The sequence below is a fragment of the Cellulomonas sp. P5_C6 genome (assembly GCF_054049635.1).
Window position 1 is genome coordinate 1 of record NZ_JBFULZ010000101.1, and the last position, 14,552, is coordinate 14,552.

Below are 14,552 nucleotides of genomic sequence, written 5' to 3' on the forward strand. Positions count from 1 at the left end.
GGCTGACCTTTCCAGGTCGAGCCGATCGAGTGCGCGGCGTCCTCGAGAAACAGAAGGTCGTGTTCCCGGGCTAGCGCCTGAAACGCGTCCGGACTTGCGGGCATGCCGGCATAGTCAACCGCCGCGACAACGCGAGTCCGGTCGGACAGCGCGTCGCGGGCCGCCTCGACGTCCAAGTTCCCCGTGTCCGGCTCGACGTCGGCGAAGACGACCGTCGCACCGAATAGGGCCGCGGTGGCGGCCGTCGCGACAAAGGTCAGCGGTGTGGTCACGACTTCGTCGCCGGGCCCGACTCCAGCCGCCGCGTATGCCACGTGCAGGGCGGCGGTCCCCGAAGTCACACTGACCGCGGCGGTGCCTCCAGCAACGGCGGCGAGCCGGCGCTCGAATGCGTCAACGGCCGGTCCCGTCGTCAACCAGTCACTTCGCAGCGTGGCCACCACGGCCTCGACGTCTGCCTCGTCGATTGACTGTCGTCCGTAGGGCAGCATTCGGGGGTCCTCAGGCATATCGGGCGACGAGGTCGCGCAGCTCGTCCGGCGAGAGCCAGAGGTCGTTGGAGTCGGAGCGGTACGTCCAGCCGTCGTCGACGGGCGACCCGTTCTCGGGCGGCGTGTAACCCCACCCAGCGACGTAGGGCATGACGACGTAGCGATCATCCAGTCGAAGGGTGCGGCGCGAGTCGTCCGGCGCGATCATCTCCTCGTGCAACTTTTCGCCCGGACGGATGCCGATCTCGTGCATTCGAGCGCCCGGCGCGACGGCCTGCGCAAGGTCTGTGACCTTCATGCTCGGGATGCGCGGAACATAAAGTTCACCACCCTGCATCATGGCGAACGAGTCGACGACGAACTTCACGGCCTGGGGCAACGTGATCCAGAATCGAGTCATCCGCATGTCTGTGATGGGCAGCGATGCGCCCTCCGCCGCGAGTCGGCGGAAGACCGGGATGACGGATCCACGTGATCCCATCACATTGCCATACCGGACGACGCTGAAGCGCGTCTCGTAAGCAGCTGCATAATTGTTTCCCGACACGAACATCCGGTCGCCGCAGAGTTTGGTCGCGCCATATAGATTAATCGGACTCGAAGCCTTGTCCGTTGAGAGCGCGACAACCTTCTTCACACCTGTGTCGATCGCGGCGTCGATCACGTTCTGTGAGCCCTGGACATTTGTCTGGACGAACTCAAACGGGTTGTACTCAGCGGTGTCTACCTGCTTGAGGGCGGCAGCGTGCACCACGTAGTCAACGCCGTGCATCGCGCGCGTCAGGCGGGCGCGATCGCGGATGTCGCCGAGGAACCATCGGATGCGAGGATCGTCACCGAACTGCTGGCGAACTTCGTACTGCTTGAGTTCGTCGCGACTGAAGACCACGATCCGGCGAGGGTCGTGGTTGTCGAGGATCTCCCGGAGGAATGCCTTTCCAAAAGAGCCGGTTCCTCCGGTCACGAAGATCGATGCACCGGCAAAGATGGACATACAGGTAACTCCAGTGGAATCGGGCTCGCGGGCTCGGCGCTCATCGGTGAACTGCGCCTGATGAGATAGAGCATCATGTCACAGTGAGTGTGAAGTCTCAGACCCCGACCAGGGCAGATCGTCGCGTCGTCGCGATCATCCAGGCACGAGCGAGTTCGTCGCGCCTCCCCGGCAAAGTCCTTCTCCCGCTTGGGAGTCACTCGGTACTTGCCCGCGTCGTCCGCGCGGCCAGGGAGGCCGTTGGGCTCGACGATATCCTCGTTGCGACGTCGGACGACCCGAGTGATGACGTCGTAGCCGAACATGCGGAGGCCCTAGGTGTGTCGGTTGTTCGTGGTTCGCTCGACGACGTTCTAGCGCGGTTCGTGCTGGCGGCGGACGTGGCTCACGCCGATGCGATCGTTCGGCTCACCGCGGATTGTCCGATGCTCGATCCCTCTCTTATCTCGCAGGTCGTCGCGGTCTGGCGCGCCGACCCTTTGCTTGACTACGTCGCGACGACCCTTGTGCGCACACTCCCGCGCGGGCTGGACGTCGAGTTGCTGTCCCGCCCGGCGCTCGACTCGGCCGCGGCCCGGGCTCAGGGTCATCATCGAGTGCATGTCACCTCCGTCCTCTACGCGGTACCCGGCGAGTACCGGACCCTTGGGATAGTCGCCTCGCCGGACTCGCACGACCTCCGAGTCACCCTCGACACTCCGGCCGATGCCGCTCTCCTCTCCGCGCTTGTGGCCGAGCTCGGCGACGAACCTGCAAGCTGGCGCGATGTAGTCCACCTCCTCCGTCGACGGCCCGACTTGGTGGCAATGAATGCTGACGTTCGGCAGAAGTCGCTTGAGGAGGCTTGATGCACCTCGTCCTTCGATGCGACGCCGCACCCGACCAAGGCGTGGGACACGTCGTGCGCAGCCTGGCTATCGCTGAAGCAGCGATTCAGCGGGGATGGCAAGTGACGATGTCAGGGTCGGTCGACGTGGAACTGGCACGGGGGTTTGTTGACGATCTCGGGGTGCCGGTCGTCCCGCCGCCGTTGGCATCGTCAGAACTGATCGAGCAGGCTGTGGGTCTCGGCGCGGACGTTCTGCACATCGACAGTTACGCGGTCGAACGCTCGGTGCGGCCTGGCTCGGCCAACGTGCTCGTCTCATCGGTCGAGGACGGGACTTTCGGGCGTCGGCCGGCCGATGTGGTCATCGACCCCACCCCTGGCGCGGAGTCGGATGGTCGACCGGATGACGGCTCCGGGCGGGCCCTGCTCGGCGTGAGATACGGGCCGATGCGCTCCTCGGTGCGCCGGCTTCGAGCGGTGGCGCCGCCTGGGGCGAGCGGAGTACTCGTCGTGATGGGCGGCACCGACCCATTCGGGGCCACCACCGACGCCGTCAGGCTGGCAGCGAAGGGCGGTGCGCACTTCATCACCGTGGTGTCGAGTGTCGTCGACTCGAATGCGCTCGCCGAAGCGGCTGGAGGAGCGGAGGTCCGTGTGTTGGGCCCTCGTCGCGACTTGCTGGACATTGCCCTGGAGCACGAACTTGTGGTGACAGCTGCTGGGACGTCGGTGTGGGAGTTCGCCGCCATCGGCGTGCCGACGGCGATGATTTGCGTGACCGCCAACCAGCTCCGGGGTTATGACGCGGCCATGCGATGCGGCATCGCCGTCGGGCTCGGATCATTGGAGCAGGTTCGATCTTCTGAGTTCGCAGGGACCGCCTTCGTTTCCGAACTCATCTCGGATCCGGGGCGTCGTGCCGGGCTTTCGGCGAGCTCGCGCCAGCTGGTCGACGGCGACGGTGCTTCCCGGATCCTCGACGCGTGGACGGCGCTACTGGGTGATGCCGACGGAGTTCAAGTGCGGCGCGCGCGCCAAGACGACGGCGACCTCTTGCTCGAGTGGCGAAACGACCCCGCGAGTCGATCGGCATCGCGTGCCACCGGCGAGGTCAACCGCCGAGAGCACGACGCATGGTTCGCTGCCATTCTCAGCGACCCTGATCGGCTCCTTCTTGTCGCCGAGCACGGCGGGGTGCCCGTGGGGACCGTGCGCTTCGACAAGGAGGCGCCCGAGGTTGTGGAGGTCTCGCTGACATTGGCCCCGGTCGCGCGAGGCCGGGGGCTGGGACGCCTGGTCCTGTCCGCCGGGGAGGCGTATTTGCGCGGCCGGCCGGGGGCGATGCCGAGTATCCGTGCGTGCATCAGGCCAGAGAACGAAGCCTCCGTCCGACTCTTCGTCGCCGCCGGCTATCGCCCAATCCGCGAGACTCGGAAGGATGGATTGCTCACATTCCACCGACCGTGAGCWATCCAGATCAGATGAGGTCCCACGTCAGCGGGGTGCCTCGGGTCGCATCCGTCCGGAACGTGCGGCCCAGAACTGTGTCGAGGTAGACGGGCTCGAGCCCTCCCCCAGGCCGAATGGACCGCACGTTGGCCGCCGTGACGGGGTCGCCCGCACGGACGTCGGAAACCACGAACAAGGAACGTCGTAGTCRCCGGCTCTCGGTCTCACCTGCGGTCGGCTGGAGACGAACCTCGCCGACCGCCAGCCACGCTCGCTCCGTCTCCTCGACCAACGCCCGCAACTCATGTGGCTCGAGTGAGAAGTCCGAATCAACTCCGCCGTCAGCTCGAGCAAGGGTGACGTGCTTCTCGACGAGGCATGCTCCCAGGGCGACGCCGGCCACGGCTGCCCCAATGCCGGGTGTGTGGTCCGACAGGCCGACGACGACATCGAACGTGTCCCTGATGACTGGGATGGAGCGCAGGTTGGACTCCGCCGGTGACGCCGGATACGACGAGGTGCAAGCCAGAACGACCACGTCCTCGTTGCCTTCGGCGCGGATTGTCCGCACGGCGAGGTCGATATCCGCGACATCTGCGGCCCCGGTGGAGAGGATCACGGGCTTCCCCGTCCGCGCGACCCTGCGGAGCAGCGCGATGTCTCCGATCTCCAGCGATGCGATCTTGTAGACGGGGGCGCCCAGGTCCTCAAGGAGGTCGACCGCGGTGTCGTCGAAAGGACTCGAGAAGGCGACAAGCCCTCGCTCGCGGGCCCGCTCGAAGATCGGGGCGTGCCATTCCCAGGGTGTGTGAGCTTCGTTGTAAAGCTGGTACAGGTTCCTACCGCCCCACAGGTCGTGTCCTTCCGAGACCTGGAAGGCCGGAGTGTCGACGTCGAGGGTGATGGTGTCTGCTGTGTAGGTCTGCAGCTTGACGGCCTGGGCGCCTGAGTCCGCGATGGCATCGACGATCGACAAGGCTCTGCCCAAGTCGCCGTTGTGGTTGCCGGACATCTCGGCGACGACGAAAGGTCGGTGAGCCGTGCCCACGCCGTGGTCGCCGATGTGGACGGATCGATCGAGAGTCATGTGCGCCTTTCGCGGCAGCGGCCAGTGCCGTCGGTGCGCAGCCGTTGGATTCGGCTCGCGCGGACAAGGGTAAGCCGCCAGACGCATTGACACGGATCGCGTTCGAGGGCGACCCCGGTCAGTCGAGCAGGGTCGGTGCAGCAAGGTCACCGCTCGACACGACCTTCGTCGGGCGAACGGTGAGGGCGCTGCGAAGGACCGCGATTCCGATCACTCCACCCATTGTGTTCGCGACGACGTCGCGAACGTCAGCGACCCGGCTGGGCAAGAACAGGCCTTGTGCGATCTCGATCGCGATCGAGACGCACGCGGCGAAGACGACAACCTGCCACCAACGTCGCTTTGGCCAGAGCCGACCCACGAGTACTCCGAACGGCACGAACATGACGATGTTCGCGACAAACTCCACGCCGTTGTATGTGACATCGATGCCGTGCGCGTTGAGCCAAGTGACCGCTGCGCGCACGAAGCCGAGCGTCTCGTCCGGCGCCGGCGCGGGGGAGAGGGTGATCGCGGCCACCGCCGCGAGATACACGACGAAGAGGGCGAACACCACCCGTCGCCCCCGAGGTATCACCCGCATCGGGCCAGGTTATGCGACGTTTCGGACGATATAGTCGGCGCTTCCTGATACCACCTGGAGTGATATCTCGTGCGTCTCTCAGTCATCGGTTGTGGGTACCTCGGCGCGGTTCACGCCGCCAGCATGGCCCAGCTCGGACACGACGTCATCGGCATCGACGTCGACCTGCGGAAGGTCGAGGCGCTACGCGCAGGGCGTGCTCCGTTCTTCGAGCCCGGGCTGCCTGAGCTCCTGACAGCGGTCGGTGCGACCGGTCGGTTGACCTTCAGCACGGACATCGCCGACGCCGCCGGCGCGGACGTCCACTTCATCTGTGTGGGCACGCCGCAGGTGCACGGCGAGTTCCGGGCGGACCTCACGTACGTGAACGCGGCGGTCGAGGCGCTCCTGCCGCACCTGCGGTCTGGCGACGTCGTCGCCGGCAAGTCGACCGTTCCCGTGGGGACCGCCGAGGCTATCGCCGAGGCCATCTCGGCAACGGGGGCCGTTCTCGTGTGGAACCCCGAGTTCCTGCGCGAAGGGTTCGCGGTCGAGGACACCTTGCACCCGGACCGTCTCGTCTACGGCCTGCCGACGGACGAGGACGGCGAGCCGACCTCGGAGGGCAGCAAGGCTCGTTCCGTGCTCGACGAGGTGTACGCCACCCCGTTGTCCGAAGAGACACCGCTGGTCGTCACCGACTACGCGACCGCACAGCTGGTCAAGGTGGCCGCGAACTCGTTCCTGGCCACCAAGATCTCCTTCATCAACGCCATGGCGGAGCTGTGCGAGTCGACGGGGGCGGATGTCACGCGGCTGGCCGATGCGATCGGATACGACGCGCGGATCGGTCGCAGGTTCCTCAACGCCGGTCTCGGCTTCGGCGGGGGCTGCCTGCCCAAGGACATCCGAGCCTTCATGGCGCGGGCGGGTGAGCTCGGCGTGAGCGATGCCTTGTCCTTCCTCCGTGAGGTCGACTCCATCAACATGCGCCGGCGGGTCCGGATGGTCGACCTGGCGCGTGAGGTGTGCCACGGATCGATCGTCGGCCGTCGTGTCGCGGTGCTCGGTGCCTCGTTCAAGCCAGACTCTGACGACGTTCGTGACTCTCCGGCGCTCTCGGTCGCGGCGCAGATGCAGCTTCAGGGTGCGCACGTGACAGTGACCGATCCCCAGGCTGTTGCGAACGCTCGGGCCAAGTGGCCGGACCTGCACTTCGCCGACACCGCTCTCGAGGCTGCAAGGGATGCGGACGTCGTCCTTCTTGCGACCGAGTGGGAGGAGTACCGCGACATCGAGCCGGACGCCCTTGCTGCCGTGGTCGCGCACCGCCGCATCCTTGACGGTCGCAACGTGCTGCACCCCGCGACGTGGCGCGCCGCCGGCTGGACCTATCGCGCGCTGGGGCGTCCCTGACCGTGCCACGCAGGGCTGGCTGGGCTCGTGGCGGCGGGCGTCGTGCTCGCCGCGGTCGCGATCTACCTGGTTCAGCGCCCGTCCGGAACGGCGCTGCAGCCGTGGTCGGCCGACGGAGCTGACCCGACCGCGTACGCGGCCGAGCTCGTCTCCGAGAACCTGGTCCGCGCCGCCGCGACCCCGCACGACGTGGTCGACGCCTGGCTGGGTTCGTCGGGCCATCGCGCCAACCTGCTCGACCCGACGCTCCAGCAGGTCGGCATCGGCTGCCTGYTCGACGGCGACGAGATGCGCTGCTCGCAGGTGTTCCTCGGGAGCTGAGAACTTTCATTACGCAAGGTAATGATCTAAGGTAACAACATGCCCACCCCCCGCGACCTCGCCGGCGATCTCCGCATCGCCATCGGCCGTGCGTCGCGCCGCATCCGCGCGGAGCGGGGCGAGGCCGGCCTGACGGACCCGCAGTTCACGGTCCTCGCGTGGCTCACCAAGGAGGGTCCGCTGACCCCCGGCCAGCTGGCCGAGCGCGAGCGGATCCAGCCGCCCAGCATGACCCGCACGGTCAACTCGCTGGTGGAGCTGGGCCTGGTCGCCAAGGCGGAGCACCCGACGGACGGGCGGCAGGTCGTCGTGAGCCTCACCGACGACGGTGTCGCCGAGGTCCGCGAGACCCGCAGACGACGCGACGCCTGGCTGGCGGACCGGTTGGGCCAGATGAGCAAGGACGAGCGCACGCTGCTCGCCGACGCCGCCGAGCTCCTCCGGAGGATCGCCGCTTCATGAGTCCCACGTTCTCGTCGCTGAAGTTCCGGAACTACCGGCTCTGGTTCGCCGGGGCTCTCGTGGCGAACGTCGGCACCTGGATGCAGCGGGTGGCCCAGGACTGGCTGGTCCTCACCGAGCTCACCAACGAGTCCGGCGTGGCCGTCGGCATCACCACCGCGCTGCAGTTCGCGCCCGTGCTCTTCCTGTCCCCGTACGCGGGGCTGCTGGCGGACCGGGTGGACCGGCGCAAGCTCCTCATGGCCACGCAGGTCGGGCAGGGGATCCTCGCCGGCGGGCTCGGCGTCCTCGTGCTGTCCGGTCACGCGCAGCTGTGGCAGGTGTACCTGTTCGCGCTGGCCCTCGGCTGCGTGACCGCGATCGACGGGCCCGTGCGGCAGACGTTCGTCGCGGAGCTGGTCCCGGCGTCCAAGCTGTCGAACGCGGTCGGGCTGAACAGCGCGAGCTTCAACGCCGCCCGCCTGATCGGTCCGGGTGTCGCGGGGCTGCTCATCGCGGCCGTCGGCACCGGCTGGGTGTTCATCATCAACGCGGTGACGTTCGGCGCGACGATCTTCTCGCTGACCCGGATGCGCACCTCCGAGCTGAGCCCGATGCCGACGACGACGCGCGCCAAGGGGCAGCTGCGCGAGGGGCTGGCCTACGTCCGCGGGCGCAGCGACATCCTCGTCATCATGGTGGTCGTCGGCGTGGTGTCCACGTTCGGCCTCAACTTCCAGCTGACCAGCGCGATGATGGCGCGCACCGAGTTCGGCCGGGGCGCGGGGGAGTACGGGATCCTCGGGTCGGTGCTGGCCATCGGGTCGCTGACCGGGGCGCTGCTGGCCGCCCGGCGCGAGCGGCCGCGGGTGCGGCTGGTGATCGGGGCGGCGTTCGGCTTCGGCATCGCGACCGGCGTGATGGCCCTGATGCCCACGTACCTGTCGTTCGCGATCGCCTGCATCCCGGTGGGCCTGGCGTCGCTGACCATGATGACCGCCGCCAACGCGACCATCCAGATGAGCACCGACCCCGCCGTCCGGGGGCGCGTGATGGCCCTCTACATGATGGTGTTCCTGGGCGCGACGCCCATCGGTTCGCCCATCGTCGGGTGGATCGGTCAGACCTACGGCCCGCGCTGGGCCATCGGCATCGGGTCGATCACCGCGCTGCTCGTCGCCACCGGCGCCGCCCTGTGGGCGTGGAAGAAGTGGGACGTCACCGTGCGGTACCACGTGCGCAGCCGGCCCCACCTCGAGGTGGTCCACCCGCCGGTGCTCGACCGGCGCGTCGAGACCGCCGCCCGCCTCGGAGCCCAGGAAGCCGCGGACCGCCAGACCGCTGCATGAGGGTGAATAGCGCCGACAACCATGTCGGGCGCTATGTCCGACATGTCACGATCGCCGGGTGAGCGCGACCATCGACGAACCGGCGACGCCTCACGCGAGCCCGGACGACGAGCTCGACCCCGAACCGCGCCCGGGTCGGCGGCGCCACCGGACCGCCCGGCGCATCGTCGGCGGCATCCTCATCCTTCTCGCGCTCCTCTTCGTCGCCGGCTGCTGGCTGGTCTACCGCGGGCTGCAGGCGGAGGAAGCGCTGATGTCGGCGAAGTCCGTGTTCACGGACCTCAAGACGCAGCTCGACGCGGGCAACACGGCACAGATCGAGGCGAAGCTGCCGCAGGTCCAGAAGGACCTGGCGACCGCCCGCAAGGCGACGAACGACCCGGTCTGGCGCGTCGCCGAGATCGTCCCCGGCCTGGGCCCCAACCTCACCGCGGTCCGCGTGGTGTCCGTGTCGCTCGACGACGTCACGCGCGACGCACTGCCCGCGGTCGTCAAGCTCAACGACGTGCTCGAGACCCCGAGCGTGCGGACCGCCGACGGACGCATCGACCTGGCGCCCCTGGTCGCCGCCGGTCCCGCCGTCATCGCCGCCGCGGACAGCGCGCACACGGCCCAGGCCGCAGTGGCCACGATCGACGTCGACCAGCTGGCCGGGCCGCTGGTCGGACCGGTCGGCCAGCTCAAGGACGGGCTCGACCAGGTGACCGGTGCCCTCGACGCCGGCGCGCAGGTGGCCACGCTGCTCCCGCCGATGCTCGGCGCCGACGGACCGCGCACCTACCTGCTGGTCTCGCTGAACTCCGCCGAGCTGCGCAGCGCGGGCGGCATCGTCGGCGCGTTCGCGGTGCTGCACGCGGAGAACGGCGCCGTCACGCTCACCGACCAGCGCTCGACCATCGACCTCAAGGGCATCGACACCTCGATCCTGCCGCTCACCGACGAGGAGCTCGCCGTCGACACCGACCGGCTGGGCCGGTGGGTGCAGGACGCGGTGATCACTCCGGAGTTCCCGCGCAGCGCCCAGCTGCTCGCGGCCCGCTGGGAGCGGGACATGGGCCAGAAGGTGGACGGCGTCATCGCCGCCGACCCCGTGGGCGCCCGGTACGCGCTCAAGGCGACCGGTCCGGTGACCGAGCCCGGCGGGTCCAAGATCGACGCCGCGGACGTGCTGCAGGTGCTGCTGCGCGACTCGTACCGCAAGTACGCCGACCCGGCCGACGCCGACGGGTTCTACGCCGGGGTGGCCGCGTCGATCTTCAAGGCGGTCGGCGCCGGCCAGGGCGACCCGCACGGGCTCGTGTCCGCGCTCGCGAGGGCCGGCACCGAGGGCCGCATCCGGATCTGGTCGGCGAACCCGAAGGAGCAGGCGACGCTCGCCGGCACCACCGTCGGCGCCGCGTTCCTCACCGRGAAGTTCGGCGACGCCTCCGGGGTGTTCCTCAACGACGGCACCGCCGGCAAGCTCGACTACTACCTCAAGACGAAGCTCACCATCGAGGACCTGAAGTGCACGGGCGCCGACCCGACCGCGACGGTCCGGCTCGACCTCCAGTACAAGCCGCCGGCCGACGTCGCGTCGCTGCCGGAGTACGTGACCGGGACGGCCAAGACCGGGCTGCCCGCGGGCGACCTCGTGACCAACATCTCGGTCTACGCCCCCGTCGGGGCGCCCCTGCAGTCGCTGGGCCTGGGCGACGGCTTCGTCTCCGGCACCACCGCCACCGTCGCGGGTCGCGACGTCCAGGTGGTCACATCGACCCTGACGCCGGGGGCCACCGAGACTTACCGCGTCACCGTGCCCGTCCGGCACGGCGCCGTGTCCGTCTGGACCACACCCACCCTGACCAGCCCGGGCTTCGTCAGCGCCTCGTGCTGAGATCGGGTGAAACGGGCACTTCGGACTAAATCACCCACTGAAGCGACTGCTGATCGAGTCATCGCGGTCCACAATGAATCCGAAATGTCCGATTCCTAGACGGGGGCGATCCCATCATGGCCAGATTCATCCGCGGCGCGCTCGTCGCGCTCATCGCGGTCCTAGTAGGCCTCGGGGGCGCCCTGCCGTCCAACGCGGCAGCAGTTGACCCGTCGCCGGCGCCCAGCCCGGTCGTCTACGGCTGCCTGCAGCCGCAGGACGCGTACGGCGTGCCCCAGGTGTGCCAGCTCTCCGTCCACACGCTGACCCCGGTCTGCGACAAGGACGTGCCGAAGCTCCGGTACGACATCAACGCCCAGGGAACGCCCAACACCAAGGTCACCATCACCTGGATCAACCCCACCGGTGGCCCGAACGTCGTCTACGCCGACCAGCCGCTCTCGGGCACGGTCCTCTGGCCGGGCGCCGTCGAGGGTCCTGACGGCCACGGCATCGACTGGCCGGGCTGGCGGCAGCTGCCCGACGGCACGTGGGTCGAGGGCGACGAGTTCGACTGGGTGCGCCCCAACGTGAACGTGCTGTTCCAGGTGAACCCGGAGGCGACCGTGACGGTGGCGTACCCGCCGTCGAGCCCGACCTGCCTCACCAACCCCCCGGACGAGGAGGAGGTGCTCGCCGACAACCCGGAGCCTGCCAGCAACTCCGAGGCGGCAGTCCTCTCCTCCACCGGGTCTGACGCCGGCCCGCTCGTGATCGCGGGTGCCGGACTCATTGTCGTCGGTGCTCTGGTCGTCGCGCTGGTGGCGATCGCCCGCCGCCGCCGCACGTCCTACTGAGCGGCTAGTCCGACGACAGGCGCCCGCCCCCCGTGCTGACCGCGGGGGGCGGGCGTCCGTCATTTTCGGGCTGGGCCCGTAAAGCTAGGAGAGCTGGTCCACCACGGAGTCGATGCACGCGGTGAGGGCCAGCACGTCGTCGGGCTCCACGGCGGGGTACATGGCGACGCGCAGCTGGTTGCGGCCCAGCTTGCGGTACGGCTCGACGTCGACCACGCCGTGGGTCCGCAGGACGCGCGCGACCGTCGGGGCCTCGATCTCGGGGTCCAGGTCGATGGTGCCGACGACGTTCGAGCGCAGCGCGGGGTCGGCGACGAACGGGGTCGCCCAGTCCCGCGAGTCCGCCCAGCCGTAGAGGTGCCCCGCCGACGTCGCGGTGCGCTGGGCGGCCCACGGCAGGCCGCCGTTGCCGAGGATCCAGTCGAGCTGCTCGGCCAGGAGCACGAGCGTCGCGACGGCCGGGGTGTTGAGGGTCTGGTCGAGCCGCGAGTTGCTCACCGCCGTGCTGAACGACAGCGACTCCGGGATCCAGCGCCCGCTCGCCTCGATCCGTTCGGCGCGCTCGACGGCCGCGGGGGAGGCGGCGGCGAGCCAGAGGCCCCCGTCGGAGGCGAACGACTTCTGCGGCGCGAAGTAGTAGACGTCGGTCTGCGCGACGTCGACGGCGAGCCCGCCGGCGCCGGACGTGCCGTCGACCACGACGAGCGCCCCCTGCTCGCGCGAGCCGGCCACCCGGCGCACGGGCGCGACGACGCCGGTCGACGTCTCGTTGTGCGGCCACGCGTAGGTGTCGACGCCGTCGGCGAGGACGGGCACCGCGACGCCGCCGGGCGCGACCGACGTGACCACGGGCTCGCCGATGAACGGTGCGCGGGTCGCGGCGGCCGCGAACTTGGCCCCGAACTCGCCGAACGTGCCGAACGCCGCGCGGTCCTCGATCAGGCACAGCGTCGCGACGTCCCAGAAGAGGGTGGAGCCCCCGTTGCCCAGCACGATCTCGTAGCCGTCCGGCAGGTCGAGCAGCGCGGCGAGCCCGGCGCGGACCCGGCCGACCAGCGCGCGGACGGGGGCCTGGCGGTGGGACGTGCCGAGCAGSGCGGCSGCGGGACCGGCCAGCGCGTCGACCTGGGCCYGSCGGATCTTSGASGGGCCGGARCCGAAGCGGCCGTCCGMSGGCAGCAGGTGCGCGGGGATSGTGATSTCGTGRGCRKCRGGCACGWGGCCGAGGATAGGCSGTSSSGGSCCCCGGCYGTCGGYKCGACCAACTAAYCTGTGCACCAGCGCAGCCGCCCGCCCCCCACGATCGACCGGGGCGGACGCCTGCGCACGATGACGCGACGCGGGAGGCCATGCAGTGAGCGACCTGATCGACACGACGGAGATGTACCTCAAGACGGTCTACGAGCTCACCGAGGAAGGCATCACCCCCCTGCGCGCCCGCATCGCCGAGCGCTTGGGCCACTCCGGTCCCACGGTGTCCCAGACGGTCGCGCGCATGGAGCGGGACGGCCTCGTCGTCGTCACCGGTGACCGCCACCTCGAGCTGACCGAGCTGGGGCACGACAAGGCCGTGCGCGTCATGCGCAAGCACCGCCTCGCGGAGCGCCTCCTCACCGACGTGATCGGCCTGGAGTGGCCGTACGTCCACGAGGAGGCCTGCCGCTGGGAGCACGTGATGAGCGAGCGGGTGGAGAAGCGCCTCGCGTCGCTGCTCGACCACCCGCACTTCGACCCCTACGGCAACCCCATCCCGGGGCTCGGGGAGATCGGCGAGGAGACCACGCGGGAGAGCTTCCTCGACGGCGTGACGTCGCTGGTCATCTACCGCGGAGCGCGGGGCGACGACGGCGTCGAGCGGGCCGTCGTGGCGCGCATCGCGGAGCCGCTGCAGGTGGACGTCGAGCTGCTCTCGCGGCTGGCGGAGGCCGGCGTGCTGCCGCACCAGGAGATCGTGATCGAGCGGGCCGACGGCGTCGTGACGGTGTCGACACCCGGCTCGGACACCGTGCTGGACCTGCCCGAGGACGTCGCCCGGCACATCTTCGTCGGGACCCGCTGAACGCTCCGAGCGGTCTGTGAGGCCTCTGGGAGCCTCCTGGGAGAGTTCGGTACGAACCCGTCGTTATCTTCCGGACGGCCGTGCGGGTGACTTGTGCGCGCGCTCCCACGGGGCTGATCGGCGTCTTTGCAGGTCACCACCACGGCGCGGCATGTGGTACAGGACGTCCGTCCAACAAGAACGACACTTTCCGTGATCGGAACGTGACAATCGCCGCGGGTGTCCTGTACGTTCGACCTGCTTCCCCGGAACCCTCCTCCAGAGAAGCCCTCGAGCGGAACGCCTAACCCTGCCGCCGCCGCGAGGTTCGCACTATCCGCCGGCAGGGGCGGGGGACCCAATTGCGGGCACCGGAAGTTCGGTGTCCTTGGGGTGAAGCCGGAGATCCGATCTCGATCGGGGACACGGCCGGGTGTTCTCCCACCCGAACCCGACAGCTGACCTCGTAGGCATCAGGAGAGGCAACGCGTGACCGTGAGCACCACTCGCGCCCGCCATCGTGCGGCGCGCCGTCCTTCGACGCCACTGACCGAGCTTGCAGCTGCAGCGACGGGTCAGATGGGAACCGTCGGACGCCGTACTGCTGTCGTCGCCGCATCGTCGGGACTCGTCGTCTCGATGCTCGGCTCGCCGGCCAGCGCCTCGCCGGGTGAGACGGGGGCCCTGCCCGCCGTCGACACCGCCGCGCTGACCGCGTCGGCGCGTGCCGTCCTCGACACCGCTCCGGTCGTGACGGCTCCGGCCGACGCCGCCTGGACCATCGACGTCCCGGCCGTCACGGCCGAGACGCCCCCGCCGCCCCCGCCGCCGGTCAAGGTCAAGGCCGCTGCCTCGCGCAGCAC

Annotated in this window: 14 protein-coding genes, 1 pseudogene and 1 riboswitch; of the genes and pseudogenes, 10 read left to right on the top strand and 5 right to left on the bottom strand. The window is 69.3% G+C overall.

Annotated elements, in window-relative coordinates; genetic code table 11:
- The coding region (locus tag ACXJKG_RS12560; RefSeq protein ID WP_456846095.1) for an aminotransferase class I/II-fold pyridoxal phosphate-dependent enzyme at window positions 1–491 on the bottom strand (491 nt) is incomplete at its 3' end.
- A 10-nt stretch (window positions 492–501) separates the two neighbouring features.
- The gene (gene pseB, locus ACXJKG_RS12565; RefSeq protein ID WP_456846096.1) at window positions 502–1,485 is read right to left on the bottom strand and encodes a UDP-N-acetylglucosamine 4,6-dehydratase (inverting); all 984 of its coding nucleotides are present in this window, start codon (window positions 1,483–1,485) and stop codon (window positions 502–504) included.
- An 89-nt stretch (window positions 1,486–1,574) separates the two neighbouring features.
- Here pseB and ACXJKG_RS12570 point away from each other — a divergent pair, with 89 nt between their 5' ends.
- Complete coding sequence (locus ACXJKG_RS12570; protein WP_456846097.1) at window positions 1,575–2,333, top strand: cytidylyltransferase domain-containing protein; 759 nt, start codon at window positions 1,575–1,577, stop codon at window positions 2,331–2,333.
- On the top strand, window positions 2,333–3,781 hold the full coding sequence (locus ACXJKG_RS12575) for a GNAT family N-acetyltransferase (protein ID WP_456846098.1): 1,449 nt from the start codon (window positions 2,333–2,335) through the stop codon (window positions 3,779–3,781). Before ACXJKG_RS12570 ends, ACXJKG_RS12575 begins: the two co-directional genes overlap by 1 nt.
- Window positions 3,782–3,791: 10 nt before the next feature.
- Here the strand turns inward: ACXJKG_RS12575 and pseI are convergent, their stop codons facing one another.
- On the bottom strand, window positions 3,792–4,850 hold the full coding sequence (pseI, locus tag ACXJKG_RS12580; protein WP_456846099.1) for a pseudaminic acid synthase: 1,059 nt from the start codon (window positions 4,848–4,850) through the stop codon (window positions 3,792–3,794).
- Between the two features lie 118 nt (window positions 4,851–4,968).
- On the bottom strand, window positions 4,969–5,403 hold the full coding sequence (locus ACXJKG_RS12585; protein ID WP_456846100.1) for a VanZ family protein: 435 nt from the start codon (window positions 5,401–5,403) through the stop codon (window positions 4,969–4,971).
- Window positions 5,404–5,502: 99 nt separating this feature from the next.
- Between ACXJKG_RS12585 and ACXJKG_RS12590 the strand changes: the two genes are divergently transcribed.
- From ACXJKG_RS12590 to ACXJKG_RS12615, 6 genes are all read left to right on the top strand, one after another.
- Window positions 5,503–6,828: a UDP-glucose dehydrogenase family protein gene (locus ACXJKG_RS12590; protein ID WP_456846101.1), complete on the top strand. Its 1,326-nt coding sequence runs from the start codon at window positions 5,503–5,505 to the stop codon at window positions 6,826–6,828.
- Between the two features lie 27 nt (window positions 6,829–6,855).
- Complete coding sequence (locus ACXJKG_RS12595; protein WP_456846102.1) at window positions 6,856–7,149, top strand: CAP domain-containing protein; 294 nt, start codon at window positions 6,856–6,858, stop codon at window positions 7,147–7,149.
- 39 nt (window positions 7,150–7,188) lie between these two features.
- Entirely contained in the window at window positions 7,189–7,611 is a 423-nt protein-coding gene (locus ACXJKG_RS12600; protein ID WP_456846103.1) for a MarR family winged helix-turn-helix transcriptional regulator, read from the top strand.
- Window positions 7,608–8,939, top strand: coding sequence for an MFS transporter (locus ACXJKG_RS12605; RefSeq protein WP_456846104.1), 1,332 nt, complete (start codon window positions 7,608–7,610; stop codon window positions 8,937–8,939). The genes ACXJKG_RS12600 and ACXJKG_RS12605 overlap by 4 nt, the downstream gene beginning before the upstream one ends.
- Window positions 8,940–8,997: 58 nt before the next feature.
- Window positions 8,998–10,815: a DUF4012 domain-containing protein gene (locus tag ACXJKG_RS12610; RefSeq protein ID WP_456846105.1), complete on the top strand. Its 1,818-nt coding sequence runs from the start codon at window positions 8,998–9,000 to the stop codon at window positions 10,813–10,815.
- Window positions 10,816–10,931: 116 nt separating this feature from the next.
- Complete coding sequence (locus ACXJKG_RS12615) at window positions 10,932–11,651, top strand: peptidase (RefSeq protein ID WP_456846106.1); 720 nt, start codon at window positions 10,932–10,934, stop codon at window positions 11,649–11,651.
- Window positions 11,652–11,735: 84 nt separating this feature from the next.
- On the opposite strand, the gene serC is transcribed toward ACXJKG_RS12615, so the two are convergent.
- On the bottom strand, window positions 11,736–12,869 hold the full coding sequence (serC, locus tag ACXJKG_RS12620) for a phosphoserine transaminase (protein WP_456846107.1): 1,134 nt from the start codon (window positions 12,867–12,869) through the stop codon (window positions 11,736–11,738).
- 136 nt (window positions 12,870–13,005) lie between these two features.
- Between serC and ACXJKG_RS12625 the strand changes: the two genes are divergently transcribed.
- Together ACXJKG_RS12625 and ACXJKG_RS12630 are read left to right on the top strand one after the other, a co-directional pair.
- The gene (locus tag ACXJKG_RS12625) at window positions 13,006–13,710 is read left to right on the top strand and encodes a metal-dependent transcriptional regulator (RefSeq protein ID WP_456846108.1); all 705 of its coding nucleotides are present in this window, start codon (window positions 13,006–13,008) and stop codon (window positions 13,708–13,710) included.
- A 270-nt stretch (window positions 13,711–13,980) separates the two neighbouring features.
- Window positions 13,981–14,176, top strand: a riboswitch (cyclic di-AMP (ydaO/yuaA leader).
- Window positions 14,177–14,268: 92 nt separating this feature from the next.
- Window positions 14,269–14,552, top strand: a pseudogene (locus ACXJKG_RS12630) (glycoside hydrolase); the annotation flags it as partial.

What these genes read in the sequence shown, in the direction of transcription:
- pseB (WP_456846096.1), bottom strand. Translation starts at nt 1,485, where the DNA reads ATGTCCATCTTTGCCGGTGCATCGATCTTCGTGACCGGAGGAACCGGC.
- ACXJKG_RS12575 (WP_456846098.1), top strand. Translation starts at nt 2,333, where the DNA reads ATGCACCTCGTCCTTCGATGCGACGCCGCACCCGACCAAGGCGTGGGA.
- ACXJKG_RS12600 (WP_456846103.1), top strand. Translation starts at nt 7,189, where the DNA reads ATGCCCACCCCCCGCGACCTCGCCGGCGATCTCCGCATCGCCATCGGC.
- ACXJKG_RS12605 (WP_456846104.1), top strand. Translation starts at nt 7,608, where the DNA reads ATGAGTCCCACGTTCTCGTCGCTGAAGTTCCGGAACTACCGGCTCTGG.
- ACXJKG_RS12615 (WP_456846106.1), top strand. Translation starts at nt 10,932, where the DNA reads ATGGCCAGATTCATCCGCGGCGCGCTCGTCGCGCTCATCGCGGTCCTA.